At 63.5% G+C, this 19,287-nt stretch carries 19 protein-coding genes; 4 read left to right on the forward strand and 15 right to left on the reverse strand.

The genetic code is table 11. From position 1 onward, the window contains the following. Positions 1–152 precede the first annotated feature (152 nt). Positions 153–2,402 carry a fused MFS/spermidine synthase gene (locus BI327_RS13410; protein ID WP_083742054.1) on the forward strand — a complete coding sequence of 750 codons (2,250 nt, stop codon included), beginning with the start codon at positions 153–155 and terminating at the stop codon, positions 2,400–2,402. Positions 2,403–2,462: 60 nt separating this feature from the next. Here BI327_RS13410 and BI327_RS13415 read toward each other — a convergent pair whose 3' ends face one another. From BI327_RS13415 to BI327_RS13485, 15 genes are all read right to left on the reverse strand, one after another. Continuing rightward, entirely contained in the window at positions 2,463–3,125 is a 663-nt protein-coding gene (locus BI327_RS13415; protein ID WP_245334790.1) for a tetratricopeptide repeat protein, read from the reverse strand. Between the two features lie 47 nt (positions 3,126–3,172). Beyond that, complete coding sequence (locus BI327_RS13420; protein WP_076860651.1) at positions 3,173–3,571, reverse strand: hypothetical protein; 399 nt, start codon at positions 3,569–3,571, stop codon at positions 3,173–3,175. A 12-nt stretch (positions 3,572–3,583) separates the two neighbouring features. Further along, positions 3,584–5,251: a type II and III secretion system protein family protein gene (locus BI327_RS13425; RefSeq protein ID WP_076860652.1), complete on the reverse strand. Its 1,668-nt coding sequence runs from the start codon at positions 5,249–5,251 to the stop codon at positions 3,584–3,586. Positions 5,252–5,671: 420 nt separating this feature from the next. After that, complete coding sequence (locus tag BI327_RS13430) at positions 5,672–6,070, reverse strand: TadE family protein (protein WP_394329849.1); 399 nt, start codon at positions 6,068–6,070, stop codon at positions 5,672–5,674. A 20-nt stretch (positions 6,071–6,090) separates the two neighbouring features. Next, the gene (locus BI327_RS13435; protein WP_159450443.1) at positions 6,091–7,419 is read right to left on the reverse strand and encodes a pilus assembly protein TadG-related protein; all 1,329 of its coding nucleotides are present in this window, start codon (positions 7,417–7,419) and stop codon (positions 6,091–6,093) included. 8 nt (positions 7,420–7,427) lie between these two features. Continuing rightward, positions 7,428–7,832 (reverse strand): hypothetical protein, encoded by a 405-nt coding sequence (locus BI327_RS42285; protein WP_076860806.1) that lies wholly within the window; start codon positions 7,830–7,832, stop codon positions 7,428–7,430. Between the two features lie 130 nt (positions 7,833–7,962). Beyond that, on the reverse strand, positions 7,963–8,874 hold the full coding sequence (locus BI327_RS13445; RefSeq protein WP_076860655.1) for a type II secretion system F family protein: 912 nt from the start codon (positions 8,872–8,874) through the stop codon (positions 7,963–7,965). Next, positions 8,871–9,797 (reverse strand): type II secretion system F family protein, encoded by a 927-nt coding sequence (locus BI327_RS13450; protein ID WP_076860656.1) that lies wholly within the window; start codon positions 9,795–9,797, stop codon positions 8,871–8,873. The genes BI327_RS13445 and BI327_RS13450 overlap by 4 nt, the downstream gene beginning before the upstream one ends. Further along, a complete protein-coding gene (locus tag BI327_RS13455) occupies positions 9,797–11,239 on the reverse strand; it encodes a CpaF family protein (RefSeq protein ID WP_076860657.1) in 1,443 nt (480 codons plus the stop codon). Before BI327_RS13455 ends, BI327_RS13450 begins: the two co-directional genes overlap by 1 nt. Further along, positions 11,236–12,444, reverse strand: coding sequence for an AAA family ATPase (locus BI327_RS13460; RefSeq protein WP_245334791.1), 1,209 nt, complete (start codon positions 12,442–12,444; stop codon positions 11,236–11,238). Before BI327_RS13460 ends, BI327_RS13455 begins: the two co-directional genes overlap by 4 nt. Next, positions 12,444–13,406: a Flp pilus assembly protein CpaB gene (cpaB, locus tag BI327_RS13465; protein ID WP_076860658.1), complete on the reverse strand. Its 963-nt coding sequence runs from the start codon at positions 13,404–13,406 to the stop codon at positions 12,444–12,446. Before cpaB ends, BI327_RS13460 begins: the two co-directional genes overlap by 1 nt. Position 13,407: 1 nt before the next feature. Next, positions 13,408–13,914 (reverse strand): A24 family peptidase, encoded by a 507-nt coding sequence (locus BI327_RS13470; protein WP_076860659.1) that lies wholly within the window; start codon positions 13,912–13,914, stop codon positions 13,408–13,410. 68 nt (positions 13,915–13,982) lie between these two features. Continuing rightward, positions 13,983–14,201, reverse strand: a complete 219-nt coding sequence (locus BI327_RS13475) for a hypothetical protein (RefSeq protein WP_076860660.1) — start codon at positions 14,199–14,201, stop codon at positions 13,983–13,985. A gap of 91 nt (positions 14,202–14,292) precedes the next feature. Beyond that, positions 14,293–14,511, reverse strand: coding sequence for a hypothetical protein (locus tag BI327_RS13480; protein WP_076860661.1), 219 nt, complete (start codon positions 14,509–14,511; stop codon positions 14,293–14,295). 381 nt (positions 14,512–14,892) lie between these two features. Continuing rightward, on the reverse strand, positions 14,893–15,303 hold the full coding sequence (locus BI327_RS13485) for a hypothetical protein (protein WP_143271597.1): 411 nt from the start codon (positions 15,301–15,303) through the stop codon (positions 14,893–14,895). A 664-nt stretch (positions 15,304–15,967) separates the two neighbouring features. On the opposite strand from BI327_RS13485, the gene BI327_RS13490 reads away from it, so the two are divergent. From BI327_RS13490 to BI327_RS13500, 3 genes are all read left to right on the forward strand, one after another. Next, positions 15,968–16,504, forward strand: coding sequence for a LabA-like NYN domain-containing protein (locus tag BI327_RS13490; protein WP_076860808.1), 537 nt, complete (start codon positions 15,968–15,970; stop codon positions 16,502–16,504). Positions 16,505–16,650: 146 nt separating this feature from the next. Beyond that, the gene (locus BI327_RS13495) at positions 16,651–17,106 is read left to right on the forward strand and encodes a hypothetical protein (protein WP_076860663.1); all 456 of its coding nucleotides are present in this window, start codon (positions 16,651–16,653) and stop codon (positions 17,104–17,106) included. Positions 17,107–17,374: 268 nt separating this feature from the next. Further along, entirely contained in the window at positions 17,375–19,087 is a 1,713-nt protein-coding gene (locus BI327_RS13500; RefSeq protein WP_076860664.1) for a TolC family outer membrane protein, read from the forward strand. The last annotated feature ends 200 nt before the right edge of the window (positions 19,088–19,287 follow it).

Here is a 19,287-nt window from a genome sequence, read left to right on the forward strand (position 1 = left end):
TCCAGAACCCGCCGGTTGATGCTATCCTGATGCTTATTCCCGTTCGGATGCATCACGCATCCCGCCTATTGCACCGCTTTATCGATTTCCGTTGTCGCCGATTTTTTCGATGTTGATTTGGCACCGCGTGCCGCAAGCGATTTCAGAACGCCATGCATATTGATGACCAGGTCAATCTTCGGACCATCTCCGCACCGGCCTTGCGCTTCGCGCCCGTGATCTATCCCGCGGCGCTTTTCCTTTCGGCGCTGCTGCTGTTTGCGATCGAGCCGATGTTTGCAAAGATGGTGCTGCCGCGGCTCGGCGGTGCGGCGGCCATCTGGTCCGTCGCGATGGTCTTCTTCCAGTCGGCACTGCTGCTCGGCTATGCTTACGCCCATCTGCTCAGCCGCACGCTGTCGCCGGGACCATCGGCCCTCGTCCATCTCGCGCTGCTGGCGGTTGCCGCCGCGACGCTGCCGGTCGGCATCGCCCACGGCTTCGAGGTCGCGCCGCAGCAAGGGATCGAGCTCTGGCTGCTGGCCTTGTTTGCCGCATCGATCGGCCTGCCCTTCGTCGCGCTCGCTGCGACCGCTCCCCTGCTGCAAAACTGGTTCGCGGTGAGCGGTCATCCGCAGGCAGCCAATCCCTATTTGCTGTATGCGGCATCAAATCTGGGATCGTTCGTCGGGCTCCTGACCTATCCTTTCGTGGTCGAGCCGCTGTCTACGCTACACACGCAGATTCTGATGTGGTCGCTCGGCTATTTGCTTTTGACCGCGCTGATCGTGGCTGCGGCGGTCATCGTCGCCGGCGCCGGCAAGCCTTCCATCAGCCAGGCAAGCGCGGGCGCGGCCACTGCTCCGACGATCGCCGAACGGACGATGTGGACCGTGCTCGCCGCGATTCCGGCCGGTCTCGTGGTCGCCGTCACCGCGGCGATCTCGGTCGACCTGGCGGCAGCACCGTTCCTCTGGGTGCTGCCGCTGTCGCTCTACCTTCTGACCTTCGTGGCGATCTTCCGCGAGCGCGCCTGGGTGGCGCACGGGCTTGTGCTGAAGCTCGTGCCGTTCGCCGCGGTCGCGCTGGTCGCAACCGCTTCGACGCTGGCGCGGCCGTATTTCGGCACCCTGCTCGCGGTGCATCTCGCGTGCTTTCTGGTGATCGCGCTCGCTTGTCACGGCGAGCTCTATCGCCGCCGGCCGCAGCCGGCGCGTCTGACCGAATTCTATCTGTGGACCTCGTTCGGCGGCATGGTTGGCGGATTGTTCGCCGGGCTGATCGCACCGCACATCTTCAACGGCGTCGCCGAATATCCCATCCTGGTGCTGGCCGCCTTGTTGGCAATGCCCGGCGCGTTTGACGGCGGGCCGGGCCGGTTCCTGCGGCAAAGTGCCGCCGGTCTGGCGTTGGCCGCGCTGATCCTCGGCATCATGTGGCTGCGCGTGCGCATGCCGGCCAGCGCCGGGCTGCCGATCGATATCGCGCTGATTGTGCTGGCCGGCGCCATGGTGCTGGTGCGCCGGCAACCGGCCTGGTTCTTCGGCCTCGCGGTGCTCGGCTTCGCGATCGCCAGGCTCGATCCCCTGTTCACGCCGATCGAGCAGGTCCGCAGCTTCTTCGGCGTGCATCGCGTGGTCGAGGACCGCTCCGGGCAATTTCGCCTGCTGATGCATGGAACGACACTGCATGGAGCGGAACGCGTTCGTAATCCGGATGGAACGCCGGTCAGCGGCCGCCCCGAACTGACCACCTATTATTATGTCGGCGGGCCGATCAGCGACGCCGTAGCGGCGGCCCGCAGCGCGCAAGGACGGCTGGAGCGGGTCGCGGTCGTCGGGCTCGGCACCGGCAGCCTCGCCTGCCATCGCCAGATCGGCGAGGCGTGGACGTTCTTCGAGCTCGATCCGCAAGTGGCCCGCATCGCACGCGATCCGGCCCTGTTCCGATTCCTCGGGGAATGCGGACCGGATATCCGCATCGTGCTCGGGGATGCGCGGCTGACCTTGACCGCATCGGCGGAGCGCTACGATCTCATCGTGCTCGACGCGTTCTCCTCCGACTCGATTCCCGTGCACCTGATGACGCGCGAGGCGTTCGCCGGATATCTGTCGCACCTCACCGCCCACGGCATGATCGTTCTGCATATCTCGAACCGGCACATGGCGTTGCGGGGACCGGCCGCTGCGGTCGGTCTGGCAGAAGGTCTGGTCGCCTTCGGCAAGCTTCAGTTTCCCCCGGCGACGAGCGAAAACGACATTCGGACCGCATCCGACGTGGTGGTGTTCGCCCGCGATGTGAAGGATCTCGGCGATTTGCCGGCGCAGGGATGGACGCGCCTCGATCCCGGCGCGCGGGTCGCCTGGACGGACGACTATGCCGATATCCTCGGCGCCGTGCTCGACGTGAAGCTCGGGCGCTGATCAGGTGCTTTTTGCACTGCGGCCCGGAAGCACCCACGCGACCGGGGCGAAGTCATCAGCCTACGGCTGATTGTTCGGCGGCCGCTCGATGAACTTCCGGCTGCCGTTGAGAAGCTCGAGGTTGTTGGCGATCACAGGGTTGCCCGGATCGAGCGAATACGCCTTCTCGAACTTCCGCCGCGCGCCGCTCAGATTGCCGCGCAGCATGAGGGAGTAGCCCTGGTCGTTGAGGATCTGGACGGTCTCGCCGCCGATCCGGATCGCCTGCGCATAGGCCTGGTCGGCGAGATCGAAGCGGCGGATCTTGTCGTAGCTCGCCGCGAGCCCGACCCAGGCCGTCACGTCTTTCGGTGCCTTCTCGACCGCATCCTTGAAATAGCGCTGCGCGATTCCGTAATTGCCGCGGTTGTATTGCTCGAGGCCCATCCGCACCGGCTCATCGGAGGGATAGTATTTGACGTCGGTCGGCTCCTGCACCGGATCGCCGCCCGGCGGATCCACGGGCGCGACGATCGCAGCTTCCCGCGTCGTGTAGTCACAGGCTCCAAGGCCGGTCGCCAGGCAGCAACAGATCAACGCCGGCGCGAGACGATGCAATCCTCGCCCCGTTCCCCAAGTCCAGCGCATCGCTTGCCCCATTCGAAACACCATCGCGAAACTACCTACGATAAACAGACGGCACGACCGAAACACCGAGGCCAGCGCCAGAAACCAACGTCGCATGTCCCTTCCAAGTCCCCGCCCCGGCACCCGGCCGCGCGGCAAGGATATTACTTGGGGCCGCCTACCCCGACGGCCACCGATCCACCGGTGCCCGCGCCCAATCCGGTCGTGTTGACATTCTGAATCGTGGTGACGGGCGGCGGCTGGCCCATCGCCTTGGTCGGATCGCCCATATCGGGCAGCTGATCGACCGGTCGCCCTGTGACGCCGTAGCGCTTCACCGCCTCGCCTGTCCGCCGCGCGTCATACGCGATCCGGCGATCGCCGACATAGGCCGGCCACGGGTGGATCGTGTGGGTGGCGGCGTTGACGTCCTTGGCATTGCCGGCACTCATCGTGATGGTGTCGGAACGCTGGACGTAACGGTCCATCTCGTCATGCCCGTAAACGCCGTAGCAGCCGCCGAGCAGGAAGGGAGCGAGCAGTGCCAGGTATCTGATGGTCATCCCTCGCCTCCTCTAATTCAGGGTCTTCACGACCGGCTGGTTGGCAACGGCCGCCGGCTGCGGTGCGGGAACGACCGCGTCAGGCGCGATGATGTGGCCATAGGGTCCCTTCACGTCGCCGCCGGAATTGACATAGTCGTTGTAGCGCTTGCGGACTTCCATCTGGCCATTGAGGAAGAAGTCGACGTCATTGGCCGGCAGGCGGGAGTCGAGCGGCGATGCCAGTTGCTGGCCGGGCACCGCCGGCGCGACCAGGCGCGGCGTCACGATGATGACCAGGTCGGTTTCCTGCTGCTGGTAGGACTTGCTGCTGAACAGGGATCCGAGCACCGGCACCGAGCCGATCCACGGCAGTTGCGAGACGTCCTGCGTGTTGCGGGTCTGCAGCAGGCCGGCGATGGCGAAGCTCTGGCCGTCGCGCAGCTCGACCGTGGTGCGCGCGTCGCGGCGGGTCAGTGCCGGGATCGTGGTGCCGGCGATTGTCACCGCGTTGTTGAAATCGAGCTCGCTGACCGAGGGCTCGACGCGGAGGTTGATCACGCCGCGTGACAGCACGGTGGGTACGAAGGCCAGCTCGACGCCGAACTTCTTGTAATCGATGGTCACGGTCGGCAGCGCGCCCGCGGCCACCGTCGAGGCGACCGGCACCGGGAACTCGCCGCCTGCCAGGAAGCGCGCAGCGTCGCCGGACAGCGTGGTCAAATTCGGCTCCGCAAGCCTGCGCGCCAGTCCCTTGGTTTCCAATGCGGTGATCAGCAGGTCCACCGAACTGCCGTTGCTGGTCCTCAGAATGCTGGTCAGCAGGCTTCCGAACGGAGGCGTCACCACGCCGCCGACGGAGCCCGCGAGCGTTCCGAGCGTCCCGAGCACGGGAAGGCTGCCTGTGGGAGGAGCACCGACAGGACTGCCACCGGCACCCAAGGGGCCGTTGTTGGTATTGATGCCGCCGATCGGGGTCCGGCCAGCCGCAGTGACCCCTCCCAATCCCGTGTTCGCGATATTGGTGCCGTTGGCGTTGGCCGCCATCAGGTTCACACCGAGGTCACGCCCTGCCTGACGATTGACCTCGAGGAAGCGCACCTCGAGCATCACCTGCTGCGGCGCAGCGACGCTCATCGCGTTGACGACGATGCCGCCCTGGGGAACCATGCCCTGGGCAATCGTCATCGCCCGCTCCGCGGAGACAGCATCGGCCGCCGTTCCGCTCAGCACCACCTGGCCTTCGGATGAAGACACGCGAATGCCGCGCGTGCCGGTGCCGGTCTGGATGTTTTGCTGCAAATTGCCGATATCGATGGTCACCTCGACGTCGAGGATGCCGATCTGCTTCATCGAGCCGTCGAACAGGATGACGTTGGTGGTGCCGGTCTTCTTGCCCTGCACGTAGATCAGATGGTCGCTCAGCGACTTGACGTCGGCGATATCGGGCGAGCCCGCGACGATCGACGAGAACGCCGTGTCGACCCTGAAGGTGCGCGACTTGTTGACGGTCACCCGGACGCGCTGGACGTCGCTCATCTCGCTGACGAAGACGCCGCTGCTGCTTGACGACGGGGCCCGCCGGTCCGCGGCCGCGGCAGGATCGGCGAAATGAAACAGGGTAATCGCAGCGCCAAACGCCATCGCGCTCAAGGCGACCAGTCCAAGCCCCGCATCACTCGAAACGCGACTTCCCATCATGCCAATCCCCTTCGCCGCGTTTCCGCGACGACCTCCGTAGATCTACGGCCTCGGCGTCCCGATCACTCCCGTTGCACCACGCCGTAGAGCTTACAGTCTGTCCGACTACAAATCGTTACTTGCGAATTCCCATTCCCCGGCGCGCTGAGTTGAAGAAAAAACGCAACTCAGTTTAAACGCATCCCCACACGCCGGGCCGCAAATGGCGGCAGGGAGATCATCCCCCGCCACGCGCCTTGATTGCAAGGAAAGAGCCCCACCGGCCTGCGCCAAGCCCTGAGAAAACTTGCCGATGTTGCCACCGCGCACCACTTCCGTAGCCCGCTTGGGTTATCCGCGCGCCTGCCCAGCCGGCACGGGCAGCTCCGGCGGCTGCCGGCCCCCGGACAGCCCCCGGATCGCTCGACGATTCGGGTCTTCTCAGTATGGAATATTGGTCGACGCGCTCGGCGCGTTGAACGTCGAGCCCCAGATCGGCACCAGCATGGTGAAGCCTGTCTGCCTTGCCGTCACGACAAGCGCATTTCCTCCCGCGGTCGCGGTCGCCGCCGTGCTCACCGTCGGCGTGAGTCCGGCGCCATACAGGAACGGAGCGATGGTCTGCTTGTCTGCATCCGCCAGATAGTCACCGGTGCACGTGGATGGTGAGTTGGATGCTATTACAGCGGGCGTGTAGCATTTGATCATGTTCGCCCGCGCGCTGGCGTCGGCAAGCATACGCAACGACTGGATCGTGATCGTGTAGCGCCCGAAATCAAGGATCGCGAAGATCAGGGTGAACAGAGGCACGGCAGCGAGGCAAAACTCCAGGGCCGCCACGCCACGCTGGTCGAGCCGTCTCATGACGCCACCAGAAAGACGTTCTGAACGTTAGGCCTTGCTGCCCCATCTCCCTGACAGGTGGAATTGTCCAGCCTCGTATTGCCTTTGAATGTCACAGCGGCGGCTATGACCTGGTAGCAGCCGGAGCTGGGCGCGCCCGAGGCGTTGCCGCCATACTGAACGGTGCTGTTCGGAACATAGACCGTGCCGTTGAAATAGCTGGTTGAGCTGCCGGTGACGTTGACGGTGCTGTTCTTCTCATCGTCATAGATGAGAACATCCTTCAACAGAGCCTTTGCCGATGCCGACAATGCGGACGGCCCCGCAGGCGACTTCACAGCCGTCAATTGGATGTTCGGGTTTCCGGTGATCGTGAGCGATCCTCCGCCGAAAATGATGAAGGTAGCCGTTCCCGTTATGGTTGGACTGCCATTGATCCTGAGGTTTCCCGTAAGATAGTACGTGCCGTTCAGCGGAGAGGCAGGCAGCGACGGGTTGCCGTTGGTATTCACGCACTGGCCGACTTCATAAGAAACGAGTGTCGAGCCGCCGCACGATCTGTTCGGAAAATCATTCGGCACCTTCAACGCCCCGATCGCAGTGGCCAATCCGGCTAACGGATCGGGGATCGGTTGCTGATAGGTTTTCACGTTCGTGCACTGGCTTCCCCCCGTCTGGGAGCAACCGCCGACGGTATAGCTCGGCGCATTCACCTGGATGCCGGAATTGCCCTTGAAGCCGATCGCGTTAGACGCCGTGCTGTCCGACGAAATGCCGCAGGTTGGCGACGTTACGGTCGGGCTGCCCTGGAACGTAACGGAGCCTGTAATCGCCAGCACGCACGGGGGTTGCGCCAAACTGCTGACCTGGGCGACGCCCGTCGCGGTCACCGTGACCGTCGACAGACCAAGGATCGCAGCCAGATAGACCGGCTGCTGCTGGGTAACGACGGCCTGGACGAAAGTGCCCGCGGCTCCGTTCCACGTCGCCGGCGACGTGATCTGGACGGTCTGCGTGATGGTGTTCGGGAGGCTCGTCGAACAATTGGTGCCGGGGTAGGACGTGTCGTTCGCATTGCAGAATCCATTCTGGGCAGCAGCCTGTTTACCGCGCCAATCGTACAGCTGCGCATTGTCGCAGGTCACCCCGGGCTGCGCAGCGCTGCCGCACGCCACCCGCAGGGCACCCGCATAGGCGGCAGCATCGGCCGCGCCTTGGGCGCGCTGCTTGACCGCGTACCACGACGCGGCCTCACCGCCGAGCGCCATCATTCCGATCATCGGCACCAGCGCAACGACGGTTGCGAAAGCGGCTGAACCTCGACGGCAACGGAGCATGTTACGCATGGAAGCACCTATTGAAACCGTTCCGAGTAATACAGCGTGAACGCACAGGGATTGCTGGTGCTGCCGCTGTTGCACAGCGCCGTCCGCAGCACCATCGGCGTCAACGTGATCGTTGTCGAATAGCGAAAATACTTCGGCTTGGAGGGATCGGAGTTGGTGTTGTCGCAGACGGCATAGGTGTCGCCGCACATGAACTGGAGGCTGTTGATCGGGAAACGAGGATCGGCCTTGGCGATCGCCGTCGTCACCCAACTGCTGCTCGAGTTCGTGACGTCGGGTGGCGTGGAATACTGGATGGATTGCCCGAACGCCCGCAGTGCCGCGTGCGCCGATACGTACTGGAAGCCCGCCAGCGCGAGGTCGGCCAGCGGCAGCAGGACCGCCATGAACAGGAAAAGGAAGATGATGGGCATCTCGACCGCAACAGCGCCGCGCTGATCCGCGATCAGCGAGCGATGGCGTCTCTTCCATTTCCGACAGGGCAAAGAATGCTGCACGTCGGCACCTTCACGCTACGATTGGACGGATGCTGGTTCTCATGGCTCACTTCATACCGATGTTGGCGAATGTCCGGATGAGATGCATGAACGGGCTCGCGCCCAGGATGACGAACATCGCCGGCAGCAGGAACAACACCATCGGAACGGTGAGCTTGGCGCCCAGTTTGTGCGCCCGCTCCTCCAGCTTGGTGATGCGCTCGCGGCGCAGGTCGACCGCGATGCTGCGCAGCGCCTGACTGAGCGGCGTGCCGTATTGCAGGCTCTGGCTGACCATGGTGCCGAACCGGCGGAGGCCTTCCGACGTCATCGCCAGCTTCTCGAATGCGTCGGCGCGGTTCGGCAGGATCCGCAGATCGTTGAGCAAATCGTGCAACACATGGGCGATCGCCGGATTAGCCTCCCTCATCTCGTCCGCCACGCGTTCGATCGCGCTCTCCAGACCCATGCCCGCCTCGCTGCACACGACGAGCAGATCGATGGTGTCGGGCGTGCCGGTCCGGATCGCCTTGTCGAAGCGCCGCTTCAGGACGAACAGGATCAGCCGCGGCAACATGATTCCCATCGCGACGCCGAGCAACGTGAGGATGATCACGTCACCAAACGAACCGCCGACGATTTGCGAGAGCGTAAAGGCCGCGGCCGGGAACGCAAACGTGCTCACGGTCTTGAAGCCGATCCAGATCGGCAGCGTGCGGTGGTGATTGAACCCGGCCGATTGCAGAATCAGCCGCAGGTCGTCGAGATTTTCCTGGCCGTAAAAGCGCCTGTAACGCTCACCGACCGACGAGAGCCAGCCGATCAAATCCTTCGACGCGGCCCTCTGGTCGGGAATGCCCAGCACCGCGTTCGACACACGCGTGTCCAGCGCCCGAAGGTGGACTTCGCGGATGATCAACAGGAAGGTCGCGGCCGCCGCCACGACGGCCAGGGCGGCCAGACTGACAGCAGCCGTCATAGCGTCGTCTCCCTTCTGATCATCCAGCGGATCACGAAGTGCCCCGACAGGACCGAGCACACCACGAAGGCGAGCAGCATGTGCCCAACCGGATCGTACAACAGCAGATCGACCGATGGCGGATTGATCATATAGAGCAGCCCACCGACGATCAGCGGTGCCGCCGTGAGCGCACGCGATGAAAAGATGACCTCACCCGCCAACGCCTTGGCACGCTGCGCCAGCGCAACTCGCTGCCTCACCGTCTCGCCCAGCGTCGCCAACGTCTCGGCAAGGCTGCCTCCGGTCTTCAGTTGCACCGCAAGCGTGACCGCGAACATCGCAAACTCCGCCACGCCCGTTCGCCGGTAAACGGCTTCCACGGCTTCCTCCGGCGACCTGCCGAAATTCAGTTCGCTGCAGACGATCGCGAATTGCCCGGCCGTCGGTTGCGGCATTTCCTTGGCGATGGTGCGAAACGCTTCGTGGACAGGCAGCCCCGATCGAACGGTGCTGGTCACCAGCTGCACGGCATCGGGAAGCTGACGGAACAGGAGATCGGTGAAGCGGCGCTGCTGCCACCCGAACAGGCCACGCACCGTCAGGAGGGCCACAACTCCGGCTGCGATGGCGGCATATTCTCCAGGAAACTTCAGGATCCCGTTGGCATAGATGATCATCACCACCGGCAGGCACGCCGCAAGCAGCACATAGACCGGCCGCACCAAATACACGATATCGGGACGGTAATTGACGAAGCGTTGCAGCAGGTGCCAACGCGACGTCTGCGCCCGGCGACGGATCGACACCAGCGCCTCTGCTTCAGCGATCGGCAGCGCGACCTCGAGGTGCCGTTCCATCCGCCGCTGGCGCGCATCGAGCCACAGCGTGTTGGCCGCCGCACACACCAGAAGCACCAGAACAATGACCAGGGGCCACGACATCAGATCTGCCTCATCGCATCCGCCCAGGCCCGATCGAGCCCATAGTAAACCAGCCGGCTCTTGAATTTCGGGACCGCATTGGTCGACCTGTAGGTGCCCGAAATCCGGCCGTGAACGTCCTCTTCCTTGTATTCGAACAGCGCGATGTCGTTGGTGGTGATCACCTCGCCTTCCAGGCCGATCACCTCGCTGACCTGCACGATGCGACGCTGGCCGTCCCGCATGCGCTCGACCTGCACGATGATATCCAGGGCAGCGACGATCTGGGCGCGGATCGCACGCGACGGCAGATTGACCTGGCCCATCTGCACCATGTTTTCGACGCGGGTCAGCGCGTCGCGCGTGCTGTTGGCGTGCACGGTCGAGACCGATCCGTCATGGCCGGTGTTCATCGCCTGCAGCATGTCGAATGCCTCGGCGCCGCGCACCTCGCCGACGACGATGCGGTCGGGGCGCATGCGCAGCGCGTTCCACAGCAGATCGCGCTGGGTGACCTGCCCGGTTCCCTCGAGGCTGGGCGGCCGCGTCTCCAGGCTGATCACATGCGGTTGCTGGAGCTGCAACTCCGCGGCGTCCTCGATCGTGACGATGCGCTCGCTGTTGTCGATGAACTGGCTGAGAGCGTTCAAGAGTGTCGTCTTGCCCGAGCCCGTGCCGCCGGAAACCAGGACGTTGAGCCGGCAGCGCGAGGCAATCTCCAACAGCTGTCCGAGCGCGGGGGTCATCGTGCCGTTCTCGATCATCCCAGCGATATTGAGACGCCGGCTCGGGAACTTTCGGATCGAGATGCAAGGGCTATGAATTGCCAGCGGCGGCAGGATGATGTTGACGCGGCTGCCGTCGGGTAGACGGCAGTCCACCATCGGGCTGGACTCGTCGACGCGCCGTCCGACCTGCGAAGCAATCTTCTGCGCGACGGAGACGATGTGATCGTTGTCGCGAAACCGGACCGCGACCCGCTCGAGCTTGCCGCTGCGCTCGACATAGACGTTGCTCGGCCCGTTGATCATGATGTCGTTGATCGACTCATCCAGCAGCAGCGGACGCAGCGGTCCGTAGCCGGTCATGTCGTCGGCGATTTCCTCCGCCAGGAAGAGCTGCTCGCGGCCCGACAATTCGAGCCGCTCCTGGTTGGCGATGCCGTGAATGATCTCCTCGATCTGCCGCCGCAGGACGTCGCGCGGCACGGTGGTGGCCACCGACGGCTCGATCTGCTCGATGACGCGCTCGCGCAGCGATGCGGACATCACCGGATGGTGCGTCGTGGGCTCTTCATGCTTCGGCGTCGGTGCAAACAGGCTCAGCGCCGGTGACGCCGTACCCGGCTCCTCCGGCAAGGGAGGCGGCACCGGCCGCACCGTTGCCATCGCTGCCGGCACGTCCGGCACCGCTCCGGGCATCCGCACCGGCATCTCGTCTGCGCGCCTGCCGAACTTTTTCATAGCCCGAGCCACCTCTTCCAGCCGGCCTTTTTCATGGAGCCGACACCAGTGATCTCTCGTACGATCGGGGCGAGGTGACGCCGAAGCTTGGATACGTGCTTGAGCGCGGGAACGCCAAGGTTGACCGCCTGGGTCATTCCCTTGCCGAGATCTGGTATCACCATGTCGGGCTCCGCGCCGAGCGCCTTGACGATTGTCGCCCTGGGCAACCCGCCGGCGCGGTCGGCACGATTGAGCAGGGTAAACACCCGATCCTTGCCGGCGATGTTGGTGACGGCATTGCGAAGCGCATGGGCGTTGCGCAGGCCGGTCACTTCGGCTTCCAGCAGCACCAGCACGTGACGCGACATCTGAATCACGGGATAGATCGATGCAGGGAACGGCACCGGCACGTCGACGACGACGTAGTTGAATCGCTGCCGGAGCAGACCCAGCACGTGCCGCACACCGGCTTCGGTGATGTCGAGCTTGGCATCGAGATCTTCGTCGCCGGAAATCAGGCAGACCCGGTCGTTCACCTCGATCGCCGCGCGCTCGAGGAACAACGTGTCGGCCCGCATCGGGTTTTCAAGCGCAATGCGCAAGCCTGGTCCGGGGCGAACGCCGAGCATCACCGCCGTCTCGCCGCCCTGCAGATGCAGGTCGAGCAGCGCGACCTTGGCCTTGGTGGTCTCGGCCAGTTGCAGCGCGAGGTTGATCGCGACGCTGGTCGCGCCGGCGCCACCCTGCGCACCGCAGATCGACACCACATGCCCGCCGCGATCGCGGTCACTTTGAGTGGGCGCGGTGTCGCCAAGCAGCTTCGGACGCAGCTGGTCGAGCACCATATCCCGGGTGATCGGCGTCGGAAGATATTCGGTAAGGCCGATCTCCATCAGTTCGCGGTAGAAGGTGATCTCCCGGTTGTCACCGATCAGGGCGACCTTCACATCGGGCGGACAGACACTGGCCAGCCGTTCGAGCTCGGTGAAGGGGTCATCGACCCCGCTGATATCGGTCACCAGCCCGGACAGCTCGGTGTCGGTCTCCAGCATGCGCGTGGCATGACGGATGGTGCCCCGCCGGATCACCAGGTTGCTGCCGTCGAGACCCTTGCGAAGGGCCGCAGCACTCAGCTCGTCGTTCACGAAGCAGACGATGCGGTTACGCGTGGAAACGGACGTCGGCTCTGTCGTTTGTTCCATCACTGCCATGTTCACACTCATCACCGCTTCTCCGCGCCCTTGCCGACGTCTCCGGCCGCGGCCGTGGTCTGGGGTTCGGGCCCCGCCTGCACGTCGCAGCCCACGCTCGCGTCGTCGTCCAAATCCTGCTTCCTGACCGAGTATTGCTTGACCTCGCTGCCGGTATAGATCGCCACCATGGTGCTCTGGCCGGCAACCGCACTCTGGCGTGCCAACTCGGGCGACACATCGCAGCTGGAGGTCACGCCGGTGTCGGCCTTGTCCCACTGCTCGGCCGCAGCGCGGACGACGAGCGAGAGCGTTCCAAGCTGCTTGGCAACCGCGACCTTCTTGACCTGATCCGGCTTGAGCTCCAGCGAGACGGTTTGCGCGGTCTTGCCGACGGTATTGGCGATGGGACGTCCGCCCTGCGCAATCTCCTGGTCGATCGCGATGACGCGCACATTGGACAGCACGGTTTCGCTGACGGCCCGCTTCACCGGAGCCGCCTTCTCGAACACCTGGGTCAAAACCACGTCGACGTTGTCGCCCGGCCTGATCAGACCGGAGACGCCGGTCTCCTCGTCGACCTTGATGCTGATGGCGCGGCTGTCGGGCGCCAGAACGCTGGCGAGGAAGCCGCGATCCTTCGGGCGCAGGATGTCATCCAGTGTGATGGCGCTGCCGGCGTCGACGAACCTGCGAACCAGCGAACCGGGAAGTCCGGCCTTGGTGTCCGGGCTTTCGAGGATCGCCCCTGCGGGGACGCGATCCGGTGCAGCCTGACGCACGGTGAAATCTTCGTCGCGCGCCAGCGTCCCTTTCGAGAGCACGCGTGTCGTTACGAAGTAGCCAACCGTCACGGGCGCGGCCGCCGCGGGCTTGTGCTCCACGACCTGCGCAACCGTCTCCTTCGGCTGGTTCATGTTGTAGGCAATGAGCCCGAGCGCCGTCGCCGCAAGCAACAGCACCATGATGATTGAAACGCGCAATGCGGAGGACATGTCAAAATCCTTTGCTCAAAATAGTCCAGATACCGCCGCATGCGATGGCCACCCCGTAGGGCAGCGGCGCATGTCGCAAATGACGCCAGCGTTCGACCGCGTAGACCCTTCGCACCAGCGACGAGCCGGCCGGCGCCAGCTTCGGTTGTGGCAGGCGGCGCATCGCCAGATGCACCACGGCCAGGCCGCCGCCGGCCAATGCGGTTGCCATCAACAACTGGATCACGCCGCTCAGCGGCAGACCGATTGCCAGGGCAACCAGCAACTTGACGTCGCCGCCGCCGATCATTCCGCGCTGGTAGATCACGAAGAGCAGAAGAAACAGGATCGAGGCGACGATCAGCGACTGGCCAATCTGCATCGGGCTGGCCAACTGACCGACGATCCCGAGGAACGCCAGCGCAAGACAAATTTCGTTTCGGATCAACCGTGTCGCGATATCGATCGTTGCGACATAGAACAACAATGCGATTTCCAGACACGAGGTCGTGGACGCAATCCAATTCATGAAATAAACGCCTCAGGGAAGGCGGGGGGCATGAAATAATGCCCCCTCCGGAAATGCCGCCCTCGGACTTAGTGGGTCGTAACCGCAGTGGTAACCGCGGTACCGACAGTGGTGATGGCGGTGCTCAGGGTCGTCGCGAGCGTATTCGCACCACCCGTACCGAACGCAGCAGCCACGGCGGCGACCACGCAAGCGGCCACGATCACGTATTCGAACGACACGACGCCGTCCTTGTCCGCGCGCAAACGCTTCAATGCTTCTGCAAAGATAATGTACGACTGCAACATAGGAAAAACCTCCGCTTAAAACGCGCACATTTGGCAATGCAGTTGACAGCTGTTGGCAGAAAACTTGCCAACAGCTCTCAACCTCTGGACCTTAGTGGGTCGTGACTGCGGTGGCGACCGCGGTGCCGACCTTGCCGATCGCGGTGGTCAGCGTCGTCGCGAGGGTGTTCGCACCGCCCGTACCGAACGCGGCAGCGACGGCGGCAACGACGCAAGCGGCGACGATCACGTACTCGAACGACACAACGCCGTCCTTGTCCGAGGCGAGACGCTTGAAGGCTTCGGTGGTCTGGATGTACATCTTCAACATAGGAAAATATCCCTTTTTGATGAAATTTACGCAAATATGTTGGCAGGGCAAAATCCAAGGCCAACTAGGATTTTCTTATAATGCGTCGCGAGAAAGCTGTCGATTGGTAATCGTTTATTAACCCTACTGGCGTAGCGGCCGACACCCTTTCTCGAAGGGCGCTCCGCAACCGAGCGCGCAAAACCTCTTAAATTATAGGGGATTTGGCGTTTCGCGACATTTCAATCCGGCCCCTCCGTGTGAATACGGTGACAGCGCCCAAACGCCACCAAACGCCACACCGAGAGAGCCGGCACGGGAATGAGCCCGAGGGTGACGGCCTCACAATCCGTTTCCGCAGGACGCAAGCCGGTCAATCGGCATTCGCCGGGATCGCCTATCTCAGTAGCAGGTCCCGGAATCCCCGCCGAGCCGGCCGCATCCCTCCGGGTTGGATTGCCGCCACTGCGTGACCGCCGGCGGCGGCGTGCTCGCATCCGCCGGCGCGGCCGCCAGCCTGCTGCGCTCTTCATCGAGGAGCTGCGAATGAAGCTTCTGTATCTGGATGTTTCGCTCGAGCAGGGACGTCGCCCTGGCCTGGACCTGCTCTGCCAGCGCCTTGCGCAGGGCGTTCTCGCGATCGAGCAGATCGGGAAACGGCAACAGCGGCCGGATCAGCTCGGTCGCCTTGATCACGCATGACGCCCGCGCCACCGCCTGCGCGATCTGATCCGGAAAGGCGCTGCGGCATTCCGCGAGCGCGCCGCTCAGGTTGACCGTTGTCGTCGTCGTTGCCGTCGTTGTTGTCGTCATTGCCGGCTCCGCCTCCTCCTCGACGGCCTGGCGGGCCGCCCCGCAACAGGCCAGCAGGATGCAAAGCGAGAGAACGACCAGGCCTCTTGCGCGCCTTGGCCATGTCGCTCCGTCCCGATCGCTGATCCGATGTCCCTCTTGCACGTCGATCACGGCAAGGCCGCCAACATGCCGCCGCGCCGCCCCCCCGCCAGCCGCAACAAGCCGTCTCTGCAATCAGAGAGGCAAGAATATCCCCTCCCCTTTGCCAAATCTCGTATCGGCAAAACCGCATCTGCAAAAAAGTGGTATCTCGAAATATTGCAACGGCGCGAAAAAGCGTCAGCGCACTGGATTCATATTAGGTGTAGTTTTGCTGGTGACGCAATGATCACCACAGCGACACGGTACTTGTCAGCACCGCTGCGCCGCATCATCGTTTGGCGTCTACGGCGTCGTGCGCCCAGCACCTTATCAGCAGGCGCACGATCTCGTATGAAGCGGCTCACGTCGCCGGATCGACATGCACCGGGTTTTCATCACTCGGCGCTGGCAAGAATTTCCGCTTCATCCCCGCGGCGTCCTTGCTCTAGGATCGGCCATTTCAACCAGGGCGCCCATGCGCTCGAGGAATTTCCAGAACCAGAGCAATCAGCGACTGATCCGGGCGTCATGGGGATTTCAGATGACCGATCGTATTGCACTATTCATCGACGGCGCGAATCTGCACACCACGGTCAAGAACCTTGGCTTCGAAGTCGACTTCCGGCGACTGCTCTCGGAGTTCGGCAAGCATGGGCAAATCGTCCGCGCATATTTCTACACGGTCGTGAGAGACGACGACGAGTTCAGCAGCCTCCGGCCGCTGGTGGATTGGCTCGACTACAACGGGTATGCGGTCAGGAGAAAATCAGCCAAGCAGCACGACGACGGCGATGGACGGCGGCGCATGAAGCGCAGCATCGGTATCGAGCTCGCGGTTGACGCATTGGAAATCGCGCACCGCATCGACCACGCGTTCCTGTTCTCTGGCGATGGCGACTTGCGAGCTGTCGTCGAAGCCGTCAGGCGGTTGGGCGTGCGTGTCACCGTCGTTTCCAGTATTCGAACGAAACCTCCCATGATCGCCGATGAGCTGCGCAGGCACGCTGACGTCTTCCTCGAGCTCGACACCCTCAGGGCGTCGATCGAGCGTCCGCCGCATCCGATTGCGCCGGAGTGAAATCACGAAGGCCATCCGACGCCGCCCGCTGAGATTGCCTGCCAGCGCGAGCGCTGCGCTGCCGACGGCGTCCCGTACATCACCGAGTTGCGCAAGCGGGTCCAAGACATCAGTATGTGCCCGGCGCAACTGCAGAGGGGAAACCAATGTGGAGGTCGATCGGCTGCCTATTGCTGTTGCTGGCAACGACAAGCGCAGCGCCGGCTGCATCTTCCAGGTTCACCTGCGACACCCCGCGGGGCAAGCGGGTCGAGCTTGGCGCCTCGGGCAAGGGCAGCGACATCAAGTGGATCGAGGACGATCTGGAGACGGTCCGGCCTGCCGTCGTGATCGATGGCGAAACCTTCTCGGTCACCTGGGGAACGTCGGTCGCGGCGGAAGGCAAGGGAGCCAAGCTCACGACCTACGTCTTTGCGGCGGCCCACCGTACGGCCGCGTCGATCTTCGCGACCCGCGTGGATGAGTCCACGGCCGAGATCTTCCGGTTCTATTTCGGCAGCAAGTCGCTCTACAAGCTGACCAGCCGCCTGGACGGCACGTCACCCGACGCCAAAGACGCGCCCTTCGTTGCGACCTATCTGACAACCTGTCGTGAGCAGTAGCCGACGGGCCGGCGATTAAGACGAACTTAACTGATCTTTCCGATCCGGTCGCCGGTGTTGCCGCTTGGCACGCTCCGGGCTGACGGCATAAACAGTATTCAAACCATTGGATTTTAATAAAAATATCAAATTATTGACCGCCAGCGCCCCTCCGCGCAGGCCCACTTAGAGCGGCTGTGTGGCTGAAATGTCATAGGTTGAGGAACCGTCCTTTGTTACGGTTTCGCGGATTCTACGTAATAATTTTTGTGAGTTGGGGGCGGCGATTATGAAATCGGCATACACGGTCATTGCGTGCCTATGCCTGGCGGCAACGCCGGCATGTGCCGAGGTATTCTCTATTAACGACGCATTGCGTCAGGCGATGCAGACCAACCCGGGCGTCGGCGAAGCTTCCGCGAACCGGCGGGCGACCGAAAGCGAGCTCCGACAGACTCAGAGCACGCTGCTGCCGCAGGTGCGCGTCGATGCCAGCTACGGACCGGAAAAGTTCGATCAACCGCCGGGCGTGGTCAACACCATACAGACACCGACCGTCGGTTCAGGACCGTGGCGCAACGGCAGCCAGGAATCGGTGGTGGTGCGCCAGCTGCTCTGGGACGGCTTCTCGTCGATCTATGACGTCTGGCGCCAGACCGCGCGCGTGAACGCGGCGGCCTCCCGCGTCAAGGAACGGACCGAGCTCTTGGCCCTCGACGCCGCCGAAGGCTACATGGACGTCGTGCGCTACATCCGGCTGGTGAGCCTTGCGCAGCAGAACGTCGCCAATCACGAGAAGATCTTCGCAAACGTGAACTCGCGCTTCTCGGGCGGCCGCGCCGGCGAAGGCGATCTCGAGCAAGCCCGCGAGCGCGTCGAGAGCGCCCGCGCTGCCCTCGCCGAATTCCAGCGCAGCCTCGATGACGCCAGGGCGAAGTACCGCAAGGTTGTCGGCCTCGAGCCGATCAATGTTCGCTTCCCCTCGCCGCTTGCAGGGTTGCCGCACAGCCGCGACGAAGCGCTGGCGACCACGCTGCGGTTCAATTCGACGATCGCGGCTGCACAGTCCGATGCCGACGCCGCCAAGCACGCGTTCAAGGCGACCGACGGAACGTTCGGCCCGAAATTCTATCTCGAGGGTCGCGCAACCCACTACGACAACTCTTTCCCCTACGTGACGGCTCCGGGAAATCCCGCCGTGACGCATGAGGACTACAGCGGCAAGGTCGTGATGTCCTGGGACATCTTCCGCGGCGGCCAGGATGCGTGGAATCGGTCGGAGAAGGCCGAGCGCTATACCGAAGCCACCATGCGCCACGCGCGCTTGCAGCGCGACGCCTATGAGTCGATCGACAAGGCGTGGAATGCCCGTACGATTACGGCCACGCGCATTGCCGCGCTGTCGCGCCAGCTCGAAGCCGACAGGAAGACCATCGCGGCCTTCCAGAAGGAATACGAGCTCGGTCAGCGTTCGCTGATCGACCTGCTGAACGCGCAGAACCAGTTCTTCAACGCGTCGGTCTCGCTCACCTCCGCCCGCAGCGTCGTCGTTTTCGCCGACTATCAGCTGCTGGCTGCGATGGGGACCTTGATCGAGTACCTGAAGGCGCCTCCGCCGGTCGATGCAGCGCCGACCGACATGCTCTCGATCGGCCTGCCCCGCTACTCCTTCCCCACCCTTCGCGTGAACCTGCCGCAAACCGGCTCCGAGCCGCTGCGCGTCGCCGTTCCGGCCCCCACCGCCACGGTCCGCCCCGCCAAGGGCTACAAGGAGGGTTACGCGGCGGCCCAGCCCAAGGATGTCGGCTTTGCCGACCGCTTCACCGGCGCGACCACCACCGCTTCCGTGCCGGGTTCGTCGGAATGGATGCAGCAGCAAAAGAACGCCGCGGATGGCCCGAACGTCATTTACGCGGACCCGTCCGTCACGGCGAACGCCAGTTCCTATGCGTCGACCAAGCCTCACTGGCTGCTGTCGGCCTTCCCGAGTTCCGCTCAGTAGAAGCCGGCAACCAGGTTCAGGACGTCCAGAAAGGGCCCCAAACGGGGCCCTTTCGATTCCGTATTAATACTTAAAGCAAGTTTCGCTGATTTCGTTCGCCATTTGTTGTAGTCTGCGCCAAATCTTCGAATGCGATTGCTGCATTTCCATTTTGGTTATCGAGGTTTCAGTTGTTATTTCGAACCCCCAGCGCGGCGGCT

This window comes from Bradyrhizobium mercantei, from assembly GCF_001982635.1.
Taxonomy (GTDB): domain Bacteria; phylum Pseudomonadota; class Alphaproteobacteria; order Rhizobiales; family Xanthobacteraceae; genus Bradyrhizobium; species Bradyrhizobium mercantei.